Genomic DNA, 19011 nt, shown 5'->3' with positions numbered 1-19011 from the left:
AACGTCCCGCTCAACGGACGGGAACCGTCGTCGTGACGACGGTCCCCGTGGACCGGTTCGACTCGAAGGTGACCGATCCGTCGATCACCTCCGTACCCCATTTCACGAGCCAGAGACCGAGGCCGCTCGCGTGTCGAAGCGGGGTTTCGGTGCCGGAGTTCAGGACGTCCAGCTCGTACTCGTCGATCCCTGGTCCGTTGTCGATGACTCGGACCCGGGCGCGGTCGTCGTCGACGGCCGCGGTCACGGTGACCCGCCGGTCCTCCCCGTCGTTGTGTATCGCGGCGTTCTCGATCAGGTTGTCCACCACGACGGAGAGCCCCTCGGAGACGGCGGCGTCCTCGTCGGGGTACTCGAGTTCGAACTCGACCGCCGGGTACGCGTCGTGGGCGGCACGGAGGCTCCGTTCGAGCAGACCGACGAGCGACGTTCCCTCCCGGTCGTTCACCGTGTCCTCGAACAGGTCGATCGCGTCCCGGCCCTTCTCGCTGATCTCCACGATCCGTTCCGTGCGTTGCGTGATCGTCTCGGCCGTCTCTCCGGAGGTTCGTTCGGCGTATCCCTGGATGATGTTGGTCTCGGTGCGGATGTTGTGTCGCAACACCCGATTCAGCACCTTCAGTCGCTGCCGTTGTTGGAGGTACCGCGTCACGTCGTGGAGGGTGAACACGTATCCGAGCGTCTCGCCGTGCCGATCGGTGAGCTCGCTCACGCCCACGTCGTACGACCGCGACGCGGACCCGGTGCCGATCGTCAGGAGTTCACGCTCGCCGTCGGTTCGAAACGGTTCGTTCAGCGGAAGGAGATCGGACCCCGACGCCCCGAGCGCCCGATCCACGTCGAGATCGAGGATCTCGGCGGCCGCCCGGTTCACGTCGACTATCGTGTCGTGTCCGTCGACGACGACGACGCCCTCGTGGATGTGGTCGAACAGGAACTGTCTGGCCCGCCACGCCGGGGCGGGGTTGGCACCGAACATTCTGAACCGGTCGATCGCGCCCAGGTACGCGACGCCGGAGATCGCGAACGCGATCGGCGTCGGATCGATGCCCACGTTCGGAAACGCCCCCAGGTTGTAGAGGACGTTCGTCGCCCACGGCGTCACGACCCCGACGATAAGCGCCGCGCTCTGTCCGCGGAACGCGGTCGCCCCGCTCGAGAGGAGCCCCAGTATCGGGACGATCCCGAGGACGGCGAGCAGGTAGGTGTATCCGGCGGCCACCGCGTACCAGATCCCCCCCTGTTCGACGAGCACGAACCCGTAGGCGGCGACGCCGGCTTCCCGCACGTAGAGGAGGCCGTGATACTCCTCGGTCAACGCGAGAAGAACCGTGAGCGCCGGAACGACGGACAACAACGCGACGTTTCGTCGGGTGAGGTACGCGTCGCGTCCCGTGTACTCGAGCGCGAACAGGATCCACGCGACGGGGACGATCATGACGCCGATCCAGCCGACCTTCGTCCAGAACACCGCCTCGGGCGCGGCCTCAGTCGAGAGGCTGAAGACGATACACGTCGACCACCACGACTGTCCGATCAACAGCCACACGAGCGGCGTTGCCCCCGGGTTCGGCCGCGCCCGCCAGGCGAGGATCGCCGCGCTGGTCCCGATGGCAACCGAGCCGAACAGGAGGGGGGCGGCCATCGAAGTCGGGGGGAACACGTGAGGGCGTAACGAAACCCGGACATATGAATTATCCGGGAGATGTCGAGAAAACAAGGGTGATCGGCGGTTCGCGAACGCCGACGGTGAACGGTTTACGAATAAAAAAGGACGAGCCGCGATCGGTCCCGACCGCGGTCAGATCCCCGTCGTGAAGACGAGGACGGCGAACACCACGAGGTGTTTCGCCTCGCCGGCGATGGCGAGCCGGCCCGGTACCGTGTTCCGGCCCACGAACCACGCGAGAACCAACGCGTAGCCGAGGCCGACGAGCATCGCCGCCGCGGCCGCGGCCGTCAGTATCCCGGACGACAGCGCGAGCACGACGAAGGCGATGAGCGACAGGTCGAGTCCGTACAGGATCTGCCGGGTTCGTGCGACCCCGAAGACGACCGGAAGCGTCGAGACGCCGACGGCCTCGTCGGCCTCGACGTCCCGGACGTTGGGGATCTCCGTGTTGACGAACGTGTCGACGAGGAAGTACACGAACACCACCGCCGCGAGCGGCGTCACGGGCGCCCCGGCGAACGCGATCGGCAAGCCGACGACGGCGATCGCCCACGCCGAGGCGACGATCGTCGAGTTCACGATCAGGACCCGCTTTAACCGCCTGAAGTAGGACCCGAGCGACGGGAGCCAGTCGGAGGCGTAGAGGATCCAGAAACAGCCGGGAAGCAGGGTGATCGCGAGCGCGAGCGGGCCACCGGTCAGCGAGAGAGCGATCGCGAGACCGTACGTGACCGCGGTGAGGACCGACAGGAGCGTGCGGTGGCGCGTCACGAACGCGCTCCGTTCCGGACTCGATATCTCGTCGTCGGCCGCGTCGGCGATCCGATCGCCGACGTACACCGCGAAGGTGACAAGACCGACGACGATCGGGGCGGGATTCAGCGGCAACGACAACACCAGGTGTACCGTCAGGACCTCGATCATCGCGATGAACACGAGGTACGTCGAACTATACGTCAGGACGTCTCTGAACCGATACCCGGCATCGACGACCGATGCGGGCACCTCGGCGTGCCACGGAGCGACCGCGTCCGTGGACACCGGGGGTTCGTTCGTTTTGCTAGCCATGGGTTCGGCGGCGACCTCCGGACGGCCGATCCGCGGCGATCGCCGGATCGATCGTCGGCCCGTGAGATCCTCAAAGCAAGGGTCGAGACGACCGGGAGAACCCGGGTGCCGGCCCGGATCGCGGGCGGTCGCGTCCCCGATACGATATTTACTACCCCGATAGTTAGTTATTCACACTCTGTCGGAGGAGAGGCCTCATCTCCGGAGAACACGGCCGTTTCGCGGTCGAGGGATCGTCGAGCGACCATAGCCCTTTTTGGTAGCGCAACTGGAATTACCCACCGATGCTTCCTCACGCCGCCGACGCGATCTCACGGGACGGAAAGTCACTGATCCTCGCGTACGACCACGGCCTCGAACACGGGCCGGTGGACTTCGAGCCGAACCCGGCGACGGCCGACCCCGAGCGACTGTTCGAGCTGGCGACCCACGAGGCGGTGACGGCGCTGGCCGTACAGAAGGGAGTCGCCGAGGCGTACTACCCGGACTACGAGGACGACGTGAACCTGCTGTTGAAGCTCAACGGCACCTCTAACCTGTGGCGAGGCGAGCCGAACAGCGCGGTCAACTGCTCGGCCGAGTACGCCGCCGAGCTGGGTGCCGACGCGGTCGGCTTCACGGTCTACGGCGGCTCGAACCACGAGGTCGAGATGGCGGAGGAGTTCCGCGAGGCACAGGAGGGGGCCCGCGAACACGACATGGGCGTCGTCATGTGGTCGTACCCGCGCGGACAGGGGCTGCGTAACGACGGGAGTCCCGAGGTGATCTCCTACGGGGCGCGGCTCGGACTCGAGCTCGGTGCGGACCTGGTGAAGGTGAAGTATCCGGGCTCCGCCGAGGCGATGGGCGATGCCGTGAAGATGGCCGGCCCGACGCAGGTGGTGATGTCCGGCGGGACGATGCGTGACGACGAGGCGTTCCTCCGGAACGTCGCCGACGCCATCGACGCCGGCGCGACGGGGCTCGCCGTCGGCCGAAACGTCTTCCAGCGCGACGACCCCGAGCGCATCCTCGACGCGCTCGAGGCCGTGGTCTTCCAGGAGGTCGACCCGGCCGAGGCGCTGGCCATCGCCGAGAGCGACGACTGATGACCGATCCCGACCCGATCGTCGAGGCCGTCTTCGACGCGATCGCGGCGACGGCCCCGACGATCCGCGACGCGTTGCCCGGCCGGCGCGTCGAGAGCGGGACGGAGAACCCCTCCGGCGAGACGGTGCTGGCGGGCGACGTGTACGCCGACGAGCTGCTCGCCGAGGCGCTGGGGGCGGTCGAGGGCGTCGGCTCCTTCGTCAGCGAGGAGCGTCCGGAGGCGGTCGACGTCGGAGGCGCGGTCGGCGAGGGCGCGTACGCGGTCGCGATCGACCCCCTCGACGGCTCCTCGAACCTGCGGTCGAACAACACGATGGGGACCGTCGTCGGCGTCTACGATGCGCCGCTTCCCGCCTCGGGACGAAACCTCGTGGCCGCCGGATACGTCCTCTACGGACCGATCACGACGATGATCGTCGCGGACGAGCGAGGCGTCCGCGAGGAGGTCGTCGAGCGTGACGGCGGCGGTGAGGCGAGCGATGCGAGCGACCCCCCCGAGGGCGACGGAGACGACCCCGGCGTCACCCGTTCCGTCGTCGACGACGACCTGACGCTGCCCGACGATCCGACCGTCTACGGCTTCGGCGGGCGGGTGCCGGACTGGCCCGTGCCGTTCCGGAAGTACGCCCGGGAGGTCGAGGACGAGCTGAAGCTGCGGTACGGCGGGTCGATGGTCGGCGACGTGAACCAGGTGGTGACCTACGGCGGGATCTTCGCGTATCCCGCCCTCGTCGACGCGCCGGCCGGGAAGCTCCGGCTCTCCTTCGAGGCGAACCCGATCGCGTTCATCGTCGAGTCGATGGGCGGGGCGTCCTCGGACGGCTCCGAGTCGATCCTCGACGTCGAGCCCGACGGGCTCCACGACCGCGTCCCCCTCCACGTCGGCAACGAGGAGCTCGTCGACCGGCTCGAGAGCGCGCTCGACGAGTAGGAACGGGGTGGAACGGTTTTTCGAGCTTTTGTTGCGGTGGCGTGCGCCTGCGAGCGCCCGTCAGGGCGTGAGCAGACCGCGCGAGGGAGTCGGCCGGCCTCCGCTTCGCTCCGGCCGGCCGACGAGGTTGGGGAGGCGTGAGGTGCGGAGTGGTTGCGGTGCGGGGTGGGACTCAAAGGGGCAGCCGCGAGGACGAAGCACAGCGTAGCAAGCACCACAAGGAGTGAACGAAGTGAACGACTGAGGAGCGCAGCAAGCTGCGCGAGTCCTCGTGGCTGGGGCTTTGGACGTGTGCTCCGTAGGTACATCTCCGAACACGTGTAGTCGAGCGGCTGGGGCTGTGGCGGTATTGTCCGGAACGGCAGCGATGTACGACCGGACGTCCGGGCCGGTAGGTCGTCGCCACAGACGCCCGCTCAACCGTGTCGGGTCGGATCAGATCTTCATTACTACCACGGCAGCGACGACGAGGACTCCGATATGTGTTGCGTTGACCAGCCCATTCGTTTCCGTCCGTCCCACGATCACCGGCAGGATATCCAGATACGGTGCCCACGAAGGCGCTCCTGCGTACGGCGCGAGGAAGTTCCACGCCGCCAGTAGTGCCAACCCCACCACAGCGTATCGGATACCGTTGCGGACGTGTCGAGCGGGTCCGACGCCGGTGCTCATGTGTTCGCCTTTGCGTGCGCCGGGAAAAAAGTAAGTTAGTCAAGGAGTCTGTAGAACCCGCACGTCTGGGAGGACACACGTTCACAGTAGCGCAGTATTGTTACTACTGGGAAGACCGAGCGCCTGGAATCCCGTGAGTGATCATCACGCTAGCAACGACGTAGAACCGAACGATTCGAACGTCGGACACGGAGGCGGATTCACACCGACCTACGCTCGCTCACTCCGGTGGTCCCGACATCGCGTTCCCGGAATCCAAGGGATCGTACCCCACTCGCTCGCGGGCGTGGTCGACGTCGAACCACGAGTTCGGGTTGTCGCTGATCCCGTAGAACACCTCGAACGCCCCGCCCGCGAGGGTGTTCGGGTTCAGGTCGTCCACGTCCCGTCCGCCGTCGCCACCACGTTCAGCACCTCTACCGATCCCGTCCCGCAGACACGCGTCCACCAGTCCCGCACAGTCGCGCCGCGAGAGCCACGTACACCGCATCCGTGCGACCGCCTCCGCGTACTCCTCGTCCCCCCGCTCGCAGTCCCCGCGAGCGACCGCGCGCTCGGCGTCGCCGAACGGGTGGTCGTGGGTCGGGTCGCGCACGGAGCCGATCCGGAGCGCGTAACAGTCGATCCCCTCGCGTTCGGCGTAGAGTCGGCACCACGCCTCGCCCGCGGCCTTCGACGCACCGTAGTCGGAGTCCGGCCGCAGCGGGCTCTCGCCGTCGACCGTGAGGTCGTAGTCCGGGTCGTACAGCGACGGCGCGTGCTGTTCCTCGTACATGCCGACGGTGTGGTTCGAGGAGGCGAACACGACGGTCCCGACGCCCGCCCGCGAGGCGGCCTCCAGGACGTTCCGCGTGCCGCGGACGTTGCTCCGTTCGACCGTCTCGTACGGAGTCGAGACCGCCGGCGCGCCCGCGAGGTGGACCACGGCGTCGATACCGCGATCCTCCATGACCGCCCCGAGCGACTCGGCCGCGTCCGAGTCGCCGACGTCGAGGACGACCGTCCCGTCCCTCCCCGTGTCGGTCCCTCCGTCGGCCCGATCGCCGTCGGTCGTCTCCTCGTCCTTGCGGTGCGGATGCGGCGTGCCGTCGCCGAGTTCGTCCGGGGCCTCCCGCCGGTCGAGGAGGACGTACTCGGCCGCCGAGTGTGTCGTGACCGCGGTGCCGACGGTGCCGTGTGCGCCGGTGAGAAGCACCGTGGCGGACGCGAGCGGATCGTCCCCGTCGCTTGCGGGAGGACCGTCGCTCACGAGCTCGCCCCCTCGTCGTCGCCCGCGGTCCACCGGCGCGCGCCGGGGAGGATCCCGACCAGCTTCGTCACGTAGCCGAACTTGAACAGGCCGAGCTGTGAGAGCCCGCCGAGGACGAACAGCACGAGGAACGGGAGCGCGGTGGGGTCGAAGAGTAACGGTTCGACGGTCAGCTCCTCGGCGGCGGTCGCGAACGACCCGGGCGTCAGCGAGCGCGACGCGAGGGCCGCGCCGATGAACGCCGTCGAGACCACGAGCGTCGTGCGCGTGAGCACGAACCCGAAGAGCGCGCCGACGGCGACGCCGGCGAGCGTCGCGCCGACGAGCAGCGCGGTCCCCTCGATCCCGGCCGCGTCGGCCGCGTACAGCGGGCCGACCGCGAACCGCCCCGCGAAGCCGCCGACGACCCCGCCGATCGCGAGGACGGCGAAGGAGAGCCCGGCGTACGCGAGGAACCCGCCGATCGCGCCGCCGAGGAGGACGCCGGCGGTGGAGAGTACCAACCCGTCCACGGCGATCAGTCCGGCGAGGTTGGGGGCGGCCAGGTAGCCCGCGCCCGCGCCGATCAGGAACCCGGTCAGCGACACGGCGTACACGGAGACCGCCGCGCCGACGAACGCGAGCAGGAGGCCGGCGACGACGACCCCCGCGTTGAGTGGCGTGAACATATCGTCACGTGCGCCGCCGTCCGCCTTAAAAGGTCGCGACGTGGAGGGGGACGGTCGAACCGATGCGCGGGGTCGCGTCGGCTCACCGCGCCCGGCGTGCCGCCTGCCGGTCGACGTGACGCGTGTAGCCGCCGACGGCCAGCCCGAAGCCGACGACGAGGAGCAGGAAGCCGGCGAGTCGGGTCGTTCCGACCGTCATCAACGCGAGGATCGCGCCGAAGACGAAGGCGAACACGCCGGCGACGACGATCCCGGCGTCGACGAGCGGCGAGGGCTGGACCGCCCCGCAGTGCGGGCAGACCCGGGCGTCGCCGGGGACCGGCTCGCGGCAGTCGACGCAGTGGACGCGGGACACGGCGAACGTTTGGCGGTCGGCCACTTATGCATGTAGCCGATCTCAGTCGTCCGCGACCGTCCCGCCCGTCGCGCTCGCGGTCTCGAGCGTCTCCTCGACCTGCGTCACCACCATCGCGAGCGCGACGAGCGCGAGCGCCGCACCCACGGCGAAGGGGACGACGAAGCCGAAGCCGACGAGCCAGCCGGACGCCAGCGGCCCGAGCGCGACGCCGAAGCCGAACCCCATGGTCAACACCGACAGCGTCGTCCCCGACTCGCCCTCGCGCGCGAGGTCGCCGGCGAGCGCGAGCGACGGCGCGAAGACGCACGCGACGGCGACCCCCTGGCCGAGCCGGACGATCGTCATGAGGACGGGCGAGAGGACGATCCCTTGGAGCAGCGTCGTCGGTGCGAGGAGCAGGAACCCGGCCACCAGGAACGGCCGCCGGCCGATCCGGTCGCTCGCGCGGCCGACCGGCACCTGGAGAGCGACGTTCGCGATGGTCACCGCCGCGAACTGGAGCCCGAACCAGACGGGAGGCTGGTCCAGCCGGACGTTCACCTGGTTCTGGAGGGTGGCGTAGAGCGCGATACAGACCCCCATCGCGACCGTCGCGACGCCGAGGACGAAGACGGGGTCGAGCAGTCGGTCCTCGCCGCGGACCCGGATCGAGAGGTCGTCGCCCGCCTCGGCCGCGTCGGCGGCGTCGTGGACGAGGAGGTACACCAGCGCGAAGCTGAGATACGCGCCGAGACAGGCGGCCGCGAAGGCGGCGTCGAAGCCGTTTATCACCGGAAGCCCGAACGCAGTCAGGTCGTAGGGGCCGTTGTCGACGACGACGCCGGCGAGGACGGGCCCGAAGCCGAAGCCGATCAGCCGGAAGGTGTTGAAGACGCCGAAGTTGCCGCCGCGCTGGTCCGCGCTGCCCGCGTACTCGTTGACGAGCGCGACCGTCGCCGGGATCGTCAACGCGGCCCCGAACCCCTGGATCGCCCGGAGGACGACGAGGATCCAGTAGGCGTCCGCGAGCGTATAGAGCGCGCTCGCGGTCCCCAAAAGCAGGATCCCCGCGAGCACGAACGGCCGCCGGGTGGCCATTCGGTCGGAGAGACGTCCGGTGAACGGCTGCGAGAAGCTGTTGAGAAAGCCGAAAAGCGAGAGGACGAAGCCGATGAGAAGCGGCTCGGTGAGCGTCACGCCCGCCGCCCCGATCCCCGCGGTCGCGCCGACGAGCGCGTCGATGTCGATCAGGTCGCTGGCGACGTACAGCGGGAGGACGACGATGAGAAACGAGTTCCCGAGCGCGCCGACCATCCGCGCGAGCGCGAGGACGATCACGCGGCGGTCGGTCCCGACTATCTGCGAGATCGACCCCATTCGGTCCCGGTTCGATCCGGGTCGTGAAGGCCCTTGCGGACGGCGGGAGGCGATCCGGTTTTCGGCTCCGCGACCGGCCGCTACCTGGAGGACGGCGTCGTCGCGGGGCGGTCGACGCCGCGGACCTCGAAGCGTGCACCTCCCGTCTCGGACGCGGTCGCCGCCACCTCCCAGCCGTGTGCGGTGGCGATCTCCTTGACGATGGCCAGCCCGAACCCGGTGTTTCCGGCGGACCCGCTCCTACCGGGCTCGAACAGGTCGTCGCGGACTTCCTCGGGGATCCCGGGGCCGTCGTCGGCGACGTAGAAGCCGTTCTCCAGGTCGCCGACCCGGATCGTGACGGGTTCGCCGTCGACGGCTCCGTGCTCGATCGCGTTCCTGAACAGGTTCTCGAAGAGGTTCCTGAGCCGGTCCGGATCGGCGAGGAGGGTCCCGTCGGCGTCGATCTCGAATCCTGCCTCCTCGGTATCGACGGTTCGCCAGCTGTCGGCGGCCACTTCCGCGAGATCGACCGGCTCGGGGTCGCCGACGGTCTCGCCCTCGCGGGCCAGCGTCAGCGTGTGCTCGACGATCGACTCGATCCGGTCGAGCGCGTCGACCGCGGCCTCGAGGTGGTCGTTGCCGGTCTCCTCGCGAGCCAGATCCACGCGGCCGCGGGCGACGTTGAGCGGGTTCCGGAGATCGTGGCTGACGATCCCGGCGAACTCGTCGAGGCGCTCGTTCTGTCGGCGAAGCGCCTCCTCGCGCTTCTTGAACGCCGTGATGTCCTCCTGGAAGCCGACCCACCCGGTGACGTCGCCCTCGGCGTCCTCGTCCTCGCGGATCGGCGCGATGCTGACGCGGTTCCAGAACGGAGTACCGTCCTTCCGGTAGTTCAACAGCTCGACGCTCGCCGGCTCCTCGGCCTCGATCGCCTCCCGAAGCTCGGTGACCGCCGCCTCGTCGGTGTCGGAACCCTGGAGGAACCGGCAGTTGACGCCGACCGCCTCCTCGCGGCCGTACCCCGTCATCCCGACGAACCGGTCGTTGACGTACACCATCGGGTTGTCCGGCAGGCTCGGATCGGTGATGGTGATCCCGACGGGAGCCTCGTCGAGCGCCCGGCGTTTCGTCTCCAGCTCCTCACGGCGTGCGGCCTCTACCGAGACGTTCCGGAGGATGCCCACGCTACCCTCGAACTCCTCGCCCTCGTAGGGGAGCACGGCCATGTGGTCGCGACACGGGATCGGGTCGCCCTCCTTCGGGACGATGTCGACGCGGAACCGCTGGATGTCCGGACCCTCGCTCGAGAGGACCGATCCGAGCCGGTCTTCGGCCTCCCGAACCGCCGCCTCGTCCTTGATCAGGTCGGGTTTGCTTCCGATTATCTCCTCGCGGTCGTAGCCGGTCAGCTCCGCGAACGGCTCGTTGACGTAGTCGAAGGTCCCCGTCTCGTCGACGACGTAGACGGGGTAGCCGAGCGCCTCGAGCACCGTCGAGTAGCGATCCGCCGCCTGGCGTGTGCGGGATTCCACGACCGCCTGCCGAACCCGGGTGGCGAGCCGCTGGAGCTGTTCGGGTCCGCCCTTCTGGAAGTACCCCGTGACGCCCGCGTTGAGCGCCCGGCTCGCGATCTCCTCCGATCCCTTCCCCGTGTACAGCACGAACGGGACCGCCGTGTCGTCCTCTCGGAGCGCCTCGAAGAACGCCAGCCCGTCCATTCCGGGCATGTCGTAGTCGCTGATGACGCAGTCGAACGACCCGGCACCGAGCCGGTCCAGCCCGGCTTCCGGGTCCGTCACGCCCGTCACCGACACCGACGCCAGCTCGCGGTCGAGATACGCCTCGGTGAGGTCCAGTACCGAGGGGTCGTCGTCGACGTGTAACACGTCGATCCGTTCCGTCATGGTCGATCAACAGGGGCGTGAAATAAACGCGTATCGCCTCGGACGTCACGGTCGGATCCGGACACGGGTCCTCCGGGAGCTGACTCGCGGACCGACCCGCCGGTTTCACCTCCGCCGCGCGTGGCCGGCGCTTAAGTCGACGCGGGGCCGACGGTCGAGCGATGGACGGCGGGACGCTCCCCGGGGCCGACGCGGACGCCGACGCGAGCGATCCGGACCGCGTCATCTGCCACGTCGACATGGACTGCTTTTACGCCTCCTGTGAGCGGCTGCGCGAGCCTGACCTCCGCGGCGAGCCCGTGGTGATAGGGATGGGATACGAGCCCGGCGAGACGATCGGTGCGGTCGCGACCGCGAGCTACGAGGCCCGCGCGTTCGGCGTCGAGAGCGCGATGCCGATCTCCGAGGCGCTCGAGCGGCTCCCGCGGCACGCGGACGCGGACCACGGGGATCCGGACGCGCCCGACCCGGCGGAGACGGGCCGCTACCTTCCCGTCGACCTGGCGTTCTACGAGGAGGTCGCCGCCGACGTGAAGGCGGTCCTCCACGACTGCGCCGACGTCGTCCGCGAGGTGAGCATCGACGAGGCGTACCTCGACGTCACCGACCGGACCGCGTGGGACGCGGCGGGCGGCGACGAGCCGGAACCGAGCGCCGCGGCGGGGCCGAGCGAGGCCCGAACGCTCGCGGAGGGGTACGCCCGGCACGTCGGAGAGCGCATCGAGCGCGAGGCGGGCGTGCCCGCGAGCGTCGGCGTCGCGCCGAACATGTCGGCCGCGAAGGTCGCGAGCGACGCGGACAAGCCGGACGGCCTCGTCGTCGTCCCGCCCGGCTCGGTCGAGACGTTCCTCGCGCCGCTGCCGACCGCGGCGCTCCACGGGGTCGGCCCGGTGACCGAGCGCGCGTTGGCGGAGCGGAGGATCGAGACCGCCGGCGACGTGGCCGCCGCCGACCCGGAGGCGTTGGCCGAGGAGTTCGGCGACCGCGGCCGGGCGCTGGTCCGGCGAGCCCGCGGCGAGGACGATCGCGAGGTGACCCCGCGGGGGCTCCCGAAGAGCCTCTCGCGGGAGTCGTCGCTGCCGCGGACCGCGGACGAGGAGCGGAAGCGGGAGACCGTGTCCGCGCTCGCGGCCGACGTGGCCCGACGCGCCCGCGAGCGGGGTTGTCTGTACCGCACGATCGGGATCAAGGCGGTCGAGCCCCCGTTCGACGTGAACACGCGCGCTCGGAGCCTCCCCGGCCCGGTCGACGACCCCGACCTCGTGGAGGAGGTCGCGCTGGAACTGCTCGGGGAGTTCGACGACGAAGCGGTCCGCAAGCTCGGCGTCCGCGTGTCGAACCTCGACTTCACCGAGGGCGACCAGGCGACGCTCGGCGGGTTCGGGGGGGACGGGGGAGCCGGCCGGGAGCCGGATCGAGGGGCGGATCGACGGCCGGGGAGCGGCGACTTCCGCGACGCGTCCGGCGGCGACGGCGGCAAGCTCACCGACTGGATCGGCGAAGACCCGCGGGACGAGGGCGGAGCCGATGATCGGGTGGAACCGAGCGACCGTGACGGGCAGGCCTCGCTCGACGACTGGGCGTGATGGCGGATCGGAGGGGGATCGATCGGTCGACCGGTCGGACGAAACCGCCGACGCGGTGAGCGCTTCCAAAGCCCCATGCCGCACCGCACGGCCCTGCATCGCACAGCTCCGTATCACACGATCCCGCATCGCACGGCCCCGCACCTCGCCCCTCCCCAGCCTCGTCAGTCGCCCTCCGCGTTGCTCCGGACGACTGACTCCCTCGCGGTCCGTTCGTGTCCTGCGGGCACTCACGGGCGCGCCGACCGGCAGGCGTCGGGGATACTATGTCCCGGGCGGACCGACGGACGCACATGTCCCCGCCGCTCCGCGCACGCTCCCTCGCATCACGCCTCCTCACATCACCCGACGTCCGGGGGATCCCGCGTCCCCGGCTGACCGTTCCGCTGTCGTGTTTCCTCGTCGTCTTCGCCGCCTACGCGGTCGGACTGTTCACGATCTCCGGCGGCGTCGTGTTCCTCGCGTGGGACGCGGCGGTCGTCGGATTCGTCGCGGCCGCGGCGCTCGCGTATCGACGCGCGGGACCGGCGGTCGCGTGGGTGACCGTCTACGCGTCCCTGCTCGGATACGGCGCCGACCACTACCTCCTCGGCCTCTCGGGCCGCTCCCTCGGCGAGCGGCTCGTCGCGTTCCTCGGGATCGACGGGCTCGTCTTCGTCGGGATCGAGGCGCTCGTGCTCGGCACGCTCGCGTGGGTCGCCGGGACGGTCGCGGCCCGGATCGCCGGGAGCGTTCGGGAGGGCTGATCCGCCCGTCCGGACGGGTGGTTCGGGCCGAGTGGACCGCAGCCGAGCCGATGCCGAGGGTTTACCTCGCGGAGCGCCGATCCGGGGGTATGGACGACCTCGCGTGGGAGACGACGGATACCGAGATCGACTACCGCTGTCCGGGGTTCGACGTGCGCCGCGACGAGGTGCGGTTCCCGGACGACGGCGAGGGGGAGTACCACTACGTCGACGAGCCGCCGGCAGTCGTCGTGTTGCCGCTGACGCCCGACGGCGACGCCGTCGTCATCGACGAGTGGCGACAGGCCGTCGGCCGGACCAACCGCGGGCTCCCCGCGGGGACGGTCGAGCCCGAGGACCGCGACGACCTCGAGCGGGCGGTCGCCCGCGAGCTCGCCGAGGAGACCGGCTACGAGGCCGCGGACTTCGAGCGGCTCACCACGGTCGAGCCGGCCAACGGCGTGACGAACGCGGTCCACCACCACTTCCTCGCGACGGGGTGTGAACCCACCGTCGACCGCGACCTCGACCGCGACGAGTCGATCGCCGTCGAGACCGTCCCGTACGACGACCTGCTCGCGAGCGTCGTCGACGACGAACTCCGCGACGGCCGGGCGGTGACCGCCGTGACGTGGTACGAACTGTTGTACCGCTGACGGGCGCTTCGCCCCGCGACCGCGGTGCGGTCGACGGACAAACCCTTTGCCCGACCGGCACCAACGGGGGACAATGACGGGACCCTCCGGCGACGACTCGGTCGATCGCGTGACGACGGACGACGAGGCGGCGGCCGCGGACGAGACGGCGGCCGCGGACGAGACGGCGATGGCGGGTGAAACGGCAACCGGAAGCGGGGCGGCGACGGCGGGCGAGCCGTCGGAAACGGTCGTCGCCGACTCCCCCGCGGTCGCGGTCGCGGCCGCCGTCGGGCTCGGGGTTCTCGGCCCCGTGATCGCCGTCGTCGGGGGGCAGGGCGTCTTCCTCGTCGACCGTCTCGTCGGCGGGCTGCCGCTCTTCGTGAGCCTGGTGCTCACGCTGATCGTGGGCCAGTACGTCGCGTTCGGCGGGCTCGCGGTCGGCTACCTCGCGTGGCGGGGATTCGACCGGTCCGGGATCCGATCGTACCTGGGAGTGCGGCGGCCGAGCCTGACGGATCTCGGCCTCGTCGTCGGCGGGTGGGTCGTGATCGTGCTCACGCTGCTCGTCGTCTCCACCGTCGTCCAGCTGCTCGGCGCGGAGACGGCCTCGAACCAGAGCGCGGAGCTCGCCGTGCAGAACCCGACGATCATCCCGCTCTTCATCGTCGCCATGTTCCTCGTTGTCGGCCCGTCGGAGGAGATACTCTACCGCGGGGTCGTCCAGGGGCGGCTCCGGGAGTCGCTTCCGGCCGCGCCCGCCATCGCCATCGCCTCCGGGATCTTCGCGTTCATCCACGTGATGGCGCTGACGGGCGGGATCTCCGGGCGACTCACCACGGTCGCGATCCTCTTCTTCCCGAGTCTCGTCTTCGGCGCGGTCTACGAACACACCGAGAACCTGGTCGTCCCGGCGCTGCTCCACGGCCTCCACAACGCGGTGATATTCACCCTGCTGTACGTCACCGTCACGTACAGCGACGAACTCGGAGAGATGGCCGAAGGCGGCGCGGCGCTGGTCTCGCTGCTCCCGATTTGACCGGGCTCGAAGGGGAAACCTGACGGGTCAGTCGGCCGCGTCGCCGACTCGGTCGACCGCGGTCGCGGCGTCCGGCGCGATCTCGTCCTCGCGGAGGTAACACTGCGGGTCGGGCGCGAAGAGGTCGCCGGTCGTCCGCAGTGCCCGAAGCCGCGAGCCGCCGCGACAGATCGAGCGATACTGACACTCCGAACACCGCCCGGTGAGCCGGTCGTCGCGGTCCCGGAGCGCGGACAGGAGGGGGTCCGACTCGTCCTCCCAGATCGCGGCGAAGGGGCGGTCGCGGACGTTGCCGAGGCTGTGGCCCTGCCAGAACTGCGTGAGGTGGACGTTGCCGACGGGGTCGACGTCGGCGACGCGCTCGCCGGCCGGATCGCCGCCGTTCCGTTCGAGGTACGTCCGGATCCGCGCCGCGTGTTCCGGACCCAGCTCCCGCCGGGCGTACTCGACGAGGTAGCCCGCGTCGGCGTAGTTGCCGACGAGCAGCGTCTCGATCTCCTCGCCGCGGTCGTGGTACTCGCGGGTGAGGTCACACAGCGTCCGCACCGCCTCCCGCTTTCGCTCCGGGGAGAGGTCGACGTCGACGATGTCCGCGCCGCGACCGCCGTAATCCAGGTGGTAGAAACAGAAGCGGTCGACCCCCACGTCGGTGAGCAGGTCGATAACGCCCTCGAGGTCGGGCGCGTTCGCCTCGATGATGGTGTACCGGAGCCCGGTCTTCAACCCGACGTCGAGACACGCCTCGATGCCGCGGACCGCCGCGTCGAAGGCGCCGTCCCGACCCCGGAAGGCGTCGTTGCGCTCGGCGAGCCCGTCGACCGAGACGCCGGCGTACCGGAGTCCGGCCTCCTTCAGCTCGGCGGCGGCCTCCCGCGTGAGAAGCGTCCCGTTCGTCGAGAGCACCGGCCGGATCCCGCGGTCGGCGGCGTACGAAACGAGTTCAGGGAGGTCCTCGCGCAACAGCGGCTCGCCGCCCGAGAAGAGCACGACCGGGACGCCGTAGTCGGCGAGCTGACCGAGGAGTCCCTTCGCCTCCGCCGTGGAGAGCTCGCCGGGGGCTCCCTCGGCGTCCGCGCCCGCGTAACAGTGGTCACAGTAGAGGTTACACCGCTTCGTCGCGTTCCAGACGACGACCGGCCGTCGCTGTTTCCGCTCCGTGATCTGCGGCTCCGCCGAGTCGTCGGCGGCGTCGTACCGGAGCCCGTCGCTCTCGGCGTCGAGCCCGCAGAGCAGCTTGCTGATCGAGATCATCGAGGGTCCTCGTCCTTCCGGGCTTTCGGCGCCGACCCGTCCGGCGTTCCCTCCGTTTCCTCGTAGACCCGCGGTTCGGACGTCCCGCGGGCGTCGGCGTCCTCGTCCGTCCCCGCGGCGTCCTCCGCCCCGTCGTCTCCGAGCGAGTACGTCGAGAACCGGTGGGTCTCGTCGGCCGGACAGAGCCAGACGTCGCGGGCGTACCACGCGAACAGCCGGCTCGCCTCCTCGTGGGCGACCTCGGGGGACGGGGCCGCGACCGTCCCGACGCGGCACATCGGTTCCGATTCGGACTCGCGAACGAACACCTCCCATCGCCGCTCCCGCGTCCGACGGGGCGTCTCGTCGGCTCTCCGTCGTGCTTTCTCGACCATACGGGCCGTATCCGCGGCGCGGACATATCGGTTCGAGCGGTCTCCCGGACCCTGGGAACGCGCACGAACACGTTCGTTGGATCGCTGATTGGGGTCGGTCGTCTACGGTGAGAAAACGATGTTCGACGACCTCGACACCGACCGCCGTCCGCTCGTACTCGTGTGGGAGGTCACGCAGGCGTGTGAGCTCGCCTGTAGACACTGTCGGGCGGACGCGCGGCCGGCCCGGGATCCCGACGAGCTCACCACCGAGGAGGGGAAACGCCTGCTCCGCGAGGCCGCCGACTTCGGCGACGGCCAGCTGGTCGTGCTCTCCGGGGGCGACCCGCTCGCCCGCGAGGACCTCCTCGAACTCGTCGAGTACGGGACCGACCTCGGCAACCGGATGACCGTCACTCCGAGCGGTACCCGGTCGCTCACGCCCGATCGGGTCCGCGAGCTGGCGGACGCCGGCGTTCGACGGATGGCGCTCAGCCTCGACGGCGCGACCGTCGGGAGCCACGACGCGTTCCGCGGCGAGGCGAGCTTCGCGGACACCGTCGCGGCGGCTGAGGCGGCCCGCGACGCCGGCCTCCCGCTGCAGATCAACACGACGGTCTGTGCGGAGACGGTCGACGAACTGCCCGCGATCCGGGACCGCGTCCGCGAGCTCGGAGCCGTGCTCTGGTCGGTGTTCTTCCTCGTTCCCGTCGGTCGCGGGCGGGTCCTCGATCCGGTCTCACCCGAACGGGCGGAGGCGGTGATGGAGTGGCTCCACGGGGTCGACGAGGCGGAGCAGTTCGGGGTGAAGACCACCGAAGCGCCGTTCTACCGCCGGGTCGGGATTCGGAACGACAGGGCGGACGCGGCGCGTCGTGGCGGGATCACGGCGGGCCGCGGGTTCGCGTTCGTGAGCCACGTCGGCGAGGTGTACCCCTCCGGGTTCCTCCCGGAGTCGGCGGGCAACGTCCGCGAGCGGTCCGTCGTCGACGTCTACCGGAACGCCGACCTCTTCGCGGATCTCCGTGATCCCGGGAAGCTGACGGGCAAGTGCGGCGCCTGCGAGTTCAAGCACGTCTGCGGCGGGAGCCGGTCGCGAGCGTACGCACACGCCGGCGACCCGCTCGCGAGCGATCCCCTCTGTCCGTACGTGCCCGAGGGGTACGACGGGCCGCTTCCGGGTGACGGCGGCTCGCTCCCGGACGGATCGTCGGGCGACGGGACGGAACCGTCGGGACGGGCCTGAGGTGGGTGGCGTGGGGACGACCGAACCGCTTATTCCCCACGCCGGGCTACGGTCGAACGGACAGAGGGAGCCCGACTCCCGTGCCTCCGGCATGAGGAAAGTCCCCCCACCGGCCGGACGGGCGACCGGGCACACGCCCGGAGTCGGAGACGGCTGGCTCTGGAACAGCAACGACACCCCCCGCCCCGACCGATGATCCGCGTTCGGTCGCCGCAGGCGACCGGCGGCGTTCGCGGGTGACCCCGCGAACGAGCGAACCGACCCGCAAGGGAAGGGAGTTAACCCGGAGAGGGCGCGTGGTTCCGCCACCAACGTGGCGGATCCGCGCCACGGACGGGCGGGAACGGATGGAACGGCGAATCCTCGCCGGTGCAAGTCCGCGCCATCAGGTAGTCCGGCCACGGCGCGGACGCTCAGCCGAATGTCGGGACGAACCGAAGGGGGCTTACTCCCCTCAGTCCGCTCGCACGGCGAGCGGTGCGACCGAAGGTGACGACGTCGGCCCGAGACGAATTAAAACGAGCATAACGGCGCTTAGTCCCGTCCGAACGACCGTTCTCGGTCGATCACGAACGTTCACCATCAAGGGAAGCGTTCAAGTCGTCAGCACCGCTAAAGGTGTATATGTCCGAGGCACAGACCGTTCGGCTGTCGTACGACGACGGGGCACGAGCGGTCGAACTCGCACGCGAGGCGGTCGAGTCGTTCGTTCGACATGGACAACGCGAACAGCCCGGAAGCATGCGGGAGGCCTTCTACGCGCGGACCGGCGCGTTCGTTCGGCTGGAATCCACCCGCGGGCGCGGTCGACTCCGCGGCTGTGCCGGCGCGTGGGACGACTCGGACCAGCTCGGTCACGCCATCGTCGAGGCCGCGATCAAGGCGGCCTCCGACGACTCCTGCGGCTCGGAGGTCGAGCCCAAGGAGCTCGAGAACATCACCGTCTCGGTCTGTATCGTCTCGAACACTCTCCTCACGAACGACCCACTCGAGGACCTCGAGATCGGGACCCACGGCGTCGCCGTCGACGGCGGCAACTCCCACGGCTGGCTCTACCCGACGGTTCCCGTCGAGAACGGCTGGTCGGGCGCGGAGTTCCTCTCGCGGGCGTGCCGGAAGGCGAAGCTCTCGCCGACCGCCTGGCAGGACGACGACACCATGGTGACGCTCATCGAGGGGCAGGTGTTCCGCGAGCGCGCCGACGGCGGCGCGGTCGAGGAGTTATAG

18 protein-coding genes and 1 other RNA gene are annotated in these 19011 nt (G+C 69.9%); 9 read left to right on the top strand and 10 right to left on the bottom strand.

The annotated features are described in order from the left end of the window. Positions 1-10: 10 nt before the first annotated feature. A complete protein-coding gene (locus tag EAO78_RS15075; protein ID WP_238987723.1) occupies positions 11-1663 on the bottom strand; it encodes a histidine kinase N-terminal 7TM domain-containing protein in 1653 nt (550 codons plus the stop codon). Between the two features lie 138 nt (positions 1664-1801). Continuing rightward, positions 1802-2740 (bottom strand): UbiA family prenyltransferase, encoded by a 939-nt coding sequence (locus EAO78_RS15070; protein WP_122106660.1) that lies wholly within the window; start codon positions 2738-2740, stop codon positions 1802-1804. A 284-nt stretch (positions 2741-3024) separates the two neighbouring features. Between EAO78_RS15070 and EAO78_RS15065 the strand changes: the two genes are divergently transcribed. Then, positions 3025-3828 (top strand): class I fructose-bisphosphate aldolase, encoded by an 804-nt coding sequence (locus tag EAO78_RS15065; protein WP_122106659.1) that lies wholly within the window; start codon positions 3025-3027, stop codon positions 3826-3828. Beyond that, positions 3828-4760 carry a class 1 fructose-bisphosphatase gene (locus EAO78_RS15060; protein ID WP_122106658.1) on the top strand — a complete coding sequence of 311 codons (933 nt, stop codon included), beginning with the start codon at positions 3828-3830 and terminating at the stop codon, positions 4758-4760. The genes EAO78_RS15065 and EAO78_RS15060 overlap by 1 nt, the downstream gene beginning before the upstream one ends. A 435-nt stretch (positions 4761-5195) precedes the next feature. On the opposite strand, the gene EAO78_RS15055 is transcribed toward EAO78_RS15060, so the two are convergent. The 6 genes from EAO78_RS15055 to EAO78_RS15030 all read right to left on the bottom strand — a co-directional run bounded on the left by EAO78_RS15055 (position 5196) and on the right by EAO78_RS15030 (position 10949). After that, the gene (locus EAO78_RS15055) at positions 5196-5432 is read right to left on the bottom strand and encodes a hypothetical protein (protein ID WP_122106657.1); all 237 of its coding nucleotides are present in this window, start codon (positions 5430-5432) and stop codon (positions 5196-5198) included. A 220-nt stretch (positions 5433-5652) separates the two neighbouring features. Further along, entirely contained in the window at positions 5653-6681 is a 1029-nt protein-coding gene (locus tag EAO78_RS15050) for an NAD-dependent epimerase/dehydratase family protein (protein WP_238987722.1), read from the bottom strand. Continuing rightward, entirely contained in the window at positions 6678-7349 is a 672-nt protein-coding gene (locus EAO78_RS15045) for a phosphate ABC transporter permease (RefSeq protein ID WP_122106656.1), read from the bottom strand. The genes EAO78_RS15050 and EAO78_RS15045 overlap by 4 nt, the downstream gene beginning before the upstream one ends. A gap of 82 nt (positions 7350-7431) precedes the next feature. Beyond that, entirely contained in the window at positions 7432-7704 is a 273-nt protein-coding gene (locus tag EAO78_RS15040) for a zinc ribbon domain-containing protein (protein WP_122106655.1), read from the bottom strand. Between the two features lie 42 nt (positions 7705-7746). Next, positions 7747-9063 (bottom strand): MFS transporter, encoded by a 1317-nt coding sequence (locus EAO78_RS15035; RefSeq protein WP_122106654.1) that lies wholly within the window; start codon positions 9061-9063, stop codon positions 7747-7749. Positions 9064-9143: 80 nt separating this feature from the next. Then, the gene (locus EAO78_RS15030) at positions 9144-10949 is read right to left on the bottom strand and encodes a hybrid sensor histidine kinase/response regulator (protein ID WP_122106653.1); all 1806 of its coding nucleotides are present in this window, start codon (positions 10947-10949) and stop codon (positions 9144-9146) included. Between the two features lie 161 nt (positions 10950-11110). Here EAO78_RS15030 and EAO78_RS15025 point away from each other — a divergent pair, with 161 nt between their 5' ends. The 4 genes from EAO78_RS15025 to EAO78_RS15010 all read left to right on the top strand — a co-directional run bounded on the left by EAO78_RS15025 (position 11111) and on the right by EAO78_RS15010 (position 14934). Beyond that, complete coding sequence (locus tag EAO78_RS15025) at positions 11111-12535, top strand: DNA polymerase Y family protein (protein WP_122106652.1); 1425 nt, start codon at positions 11111-11113, stop codon at positions 12533-12535. Positions 12536-12828: 293 nt separating this feature from the next. Continuing rightward, positions 12829-13281, top strand: coding sequence for a hypothetical protein (locus EAO78_RS15020; protein ID WP_238987721.1), 453 nt, complete (start codon positions 12829-12831; stop codon positions 13279-13281). Between the two features lie 89 nt (positions 13282-13370). After that, the gene (locus EAO78_RS15015; protein WP_122106651.1) at positions 13371-13916 is read left to right on the top strand and encodes an NUDIX hydrolase; all 546 of its coding nucleotides are present in this window, start codon (positions 13371-13373) and stop codon (positions 13914-13916) included. A gap of 73 nt (positions 13917-13989) precedes the next feature. After that, positions 13990-14934 carry a CPBP family intramembrane glutamic endopeptidase gene (locus EAO78_RS15010; RefSeq protein WP_238987720.1) on the top strand — a complete coding sequence of 315 codons (945 nt, stop codon included), beginning with the start codon at positions 13990-13992 and terminating at the stop codon, positions 14932-14934. A 27-nt stretch (positions 14935-14961) separates the two neighbouring features. Here the strand turns inward: EAO78_RS15010 and EAO78_RS15005 are convergent, their stop codons facing one another. Together EAO78_RS15005 and EAO78_RS15000 are read right to left on the bottom strand one after the other, a co-directional pair. Continuing rightward, complete coding sequence (locus EAO78_RS15005; protein WP_122106650.1) at positions 14962-16185, bottom strand: TIGR04347 family pseudo-SAM/SPASM protein; 1224 nt, start codon at positions 16183-16185, stop codon at positions 14962-14964. After that, a complete protein-coding gene (locus EAO78_RS15000; RefSeq protein WP_122106649.1) occupies positions 16182-16559 on the bottom strand; it encodes an Htur_1727 family rSAM-partnered candidate RiPP in 378 nt (125 codons plus the stop codon). The genes EAO78_RS15005 and EAO78_RS15000 overlap by 4 nt, the downstream gene beginning before the upstream one ends. A gap of 118 nt (positions 16560-16677) precedes the next feature. On the opposite strand from EAO78_RS15000, the gene EAO78_RS14995 reads away from it, so the two are divergent. From EAO78_RS14995 to EAO78_RS14985, 3 genes are all read left to right on the top strand, one after another. Beyond that, positions 16678-17784: a radical SAM protein gene (locus tag EAO78_RS14995; RefSeq protein WP_122106648.1), complete on the top strand. Its 1107-nt coding sequence runs from the start codon at positions 16678-16680 to the stop codon at positions 17782-17784. Between the two features lie 59 nt (positions 17785-17843). Continuing rightward, an RNA gene (rnpB, locus tag EAO78_RS14990) (RNase P RNA component) lies at positions 17844-18244 on the top strand. A gap of 164 nt (positions 18245-18408) precedes the next feature. Beyond that, positions 18409-19011 carry a TIGR00296 family protein gene (locus tag EAO78_RS14985; protein ID WP_122106647.1) on the top strand — a complete coding sequence of 201 codons (603 nt, stop codon included), beginning with the start codon at positions 18409-18411 and terminating at the stop codon, positions 19009-19011.

It is taken from the genome of Halobellus captivus (assembly GCF_003697845.1).
Taxonomy (GTDB): Archaea; Halobacteriota; Halobacteria; order Halobacteriales; family Haloferacaceae; genus Halorubrum; species Halorubrum glutamatedens.
This window is presented reverse-complemented; position numbering and strand designations above follow the sequence as displayed.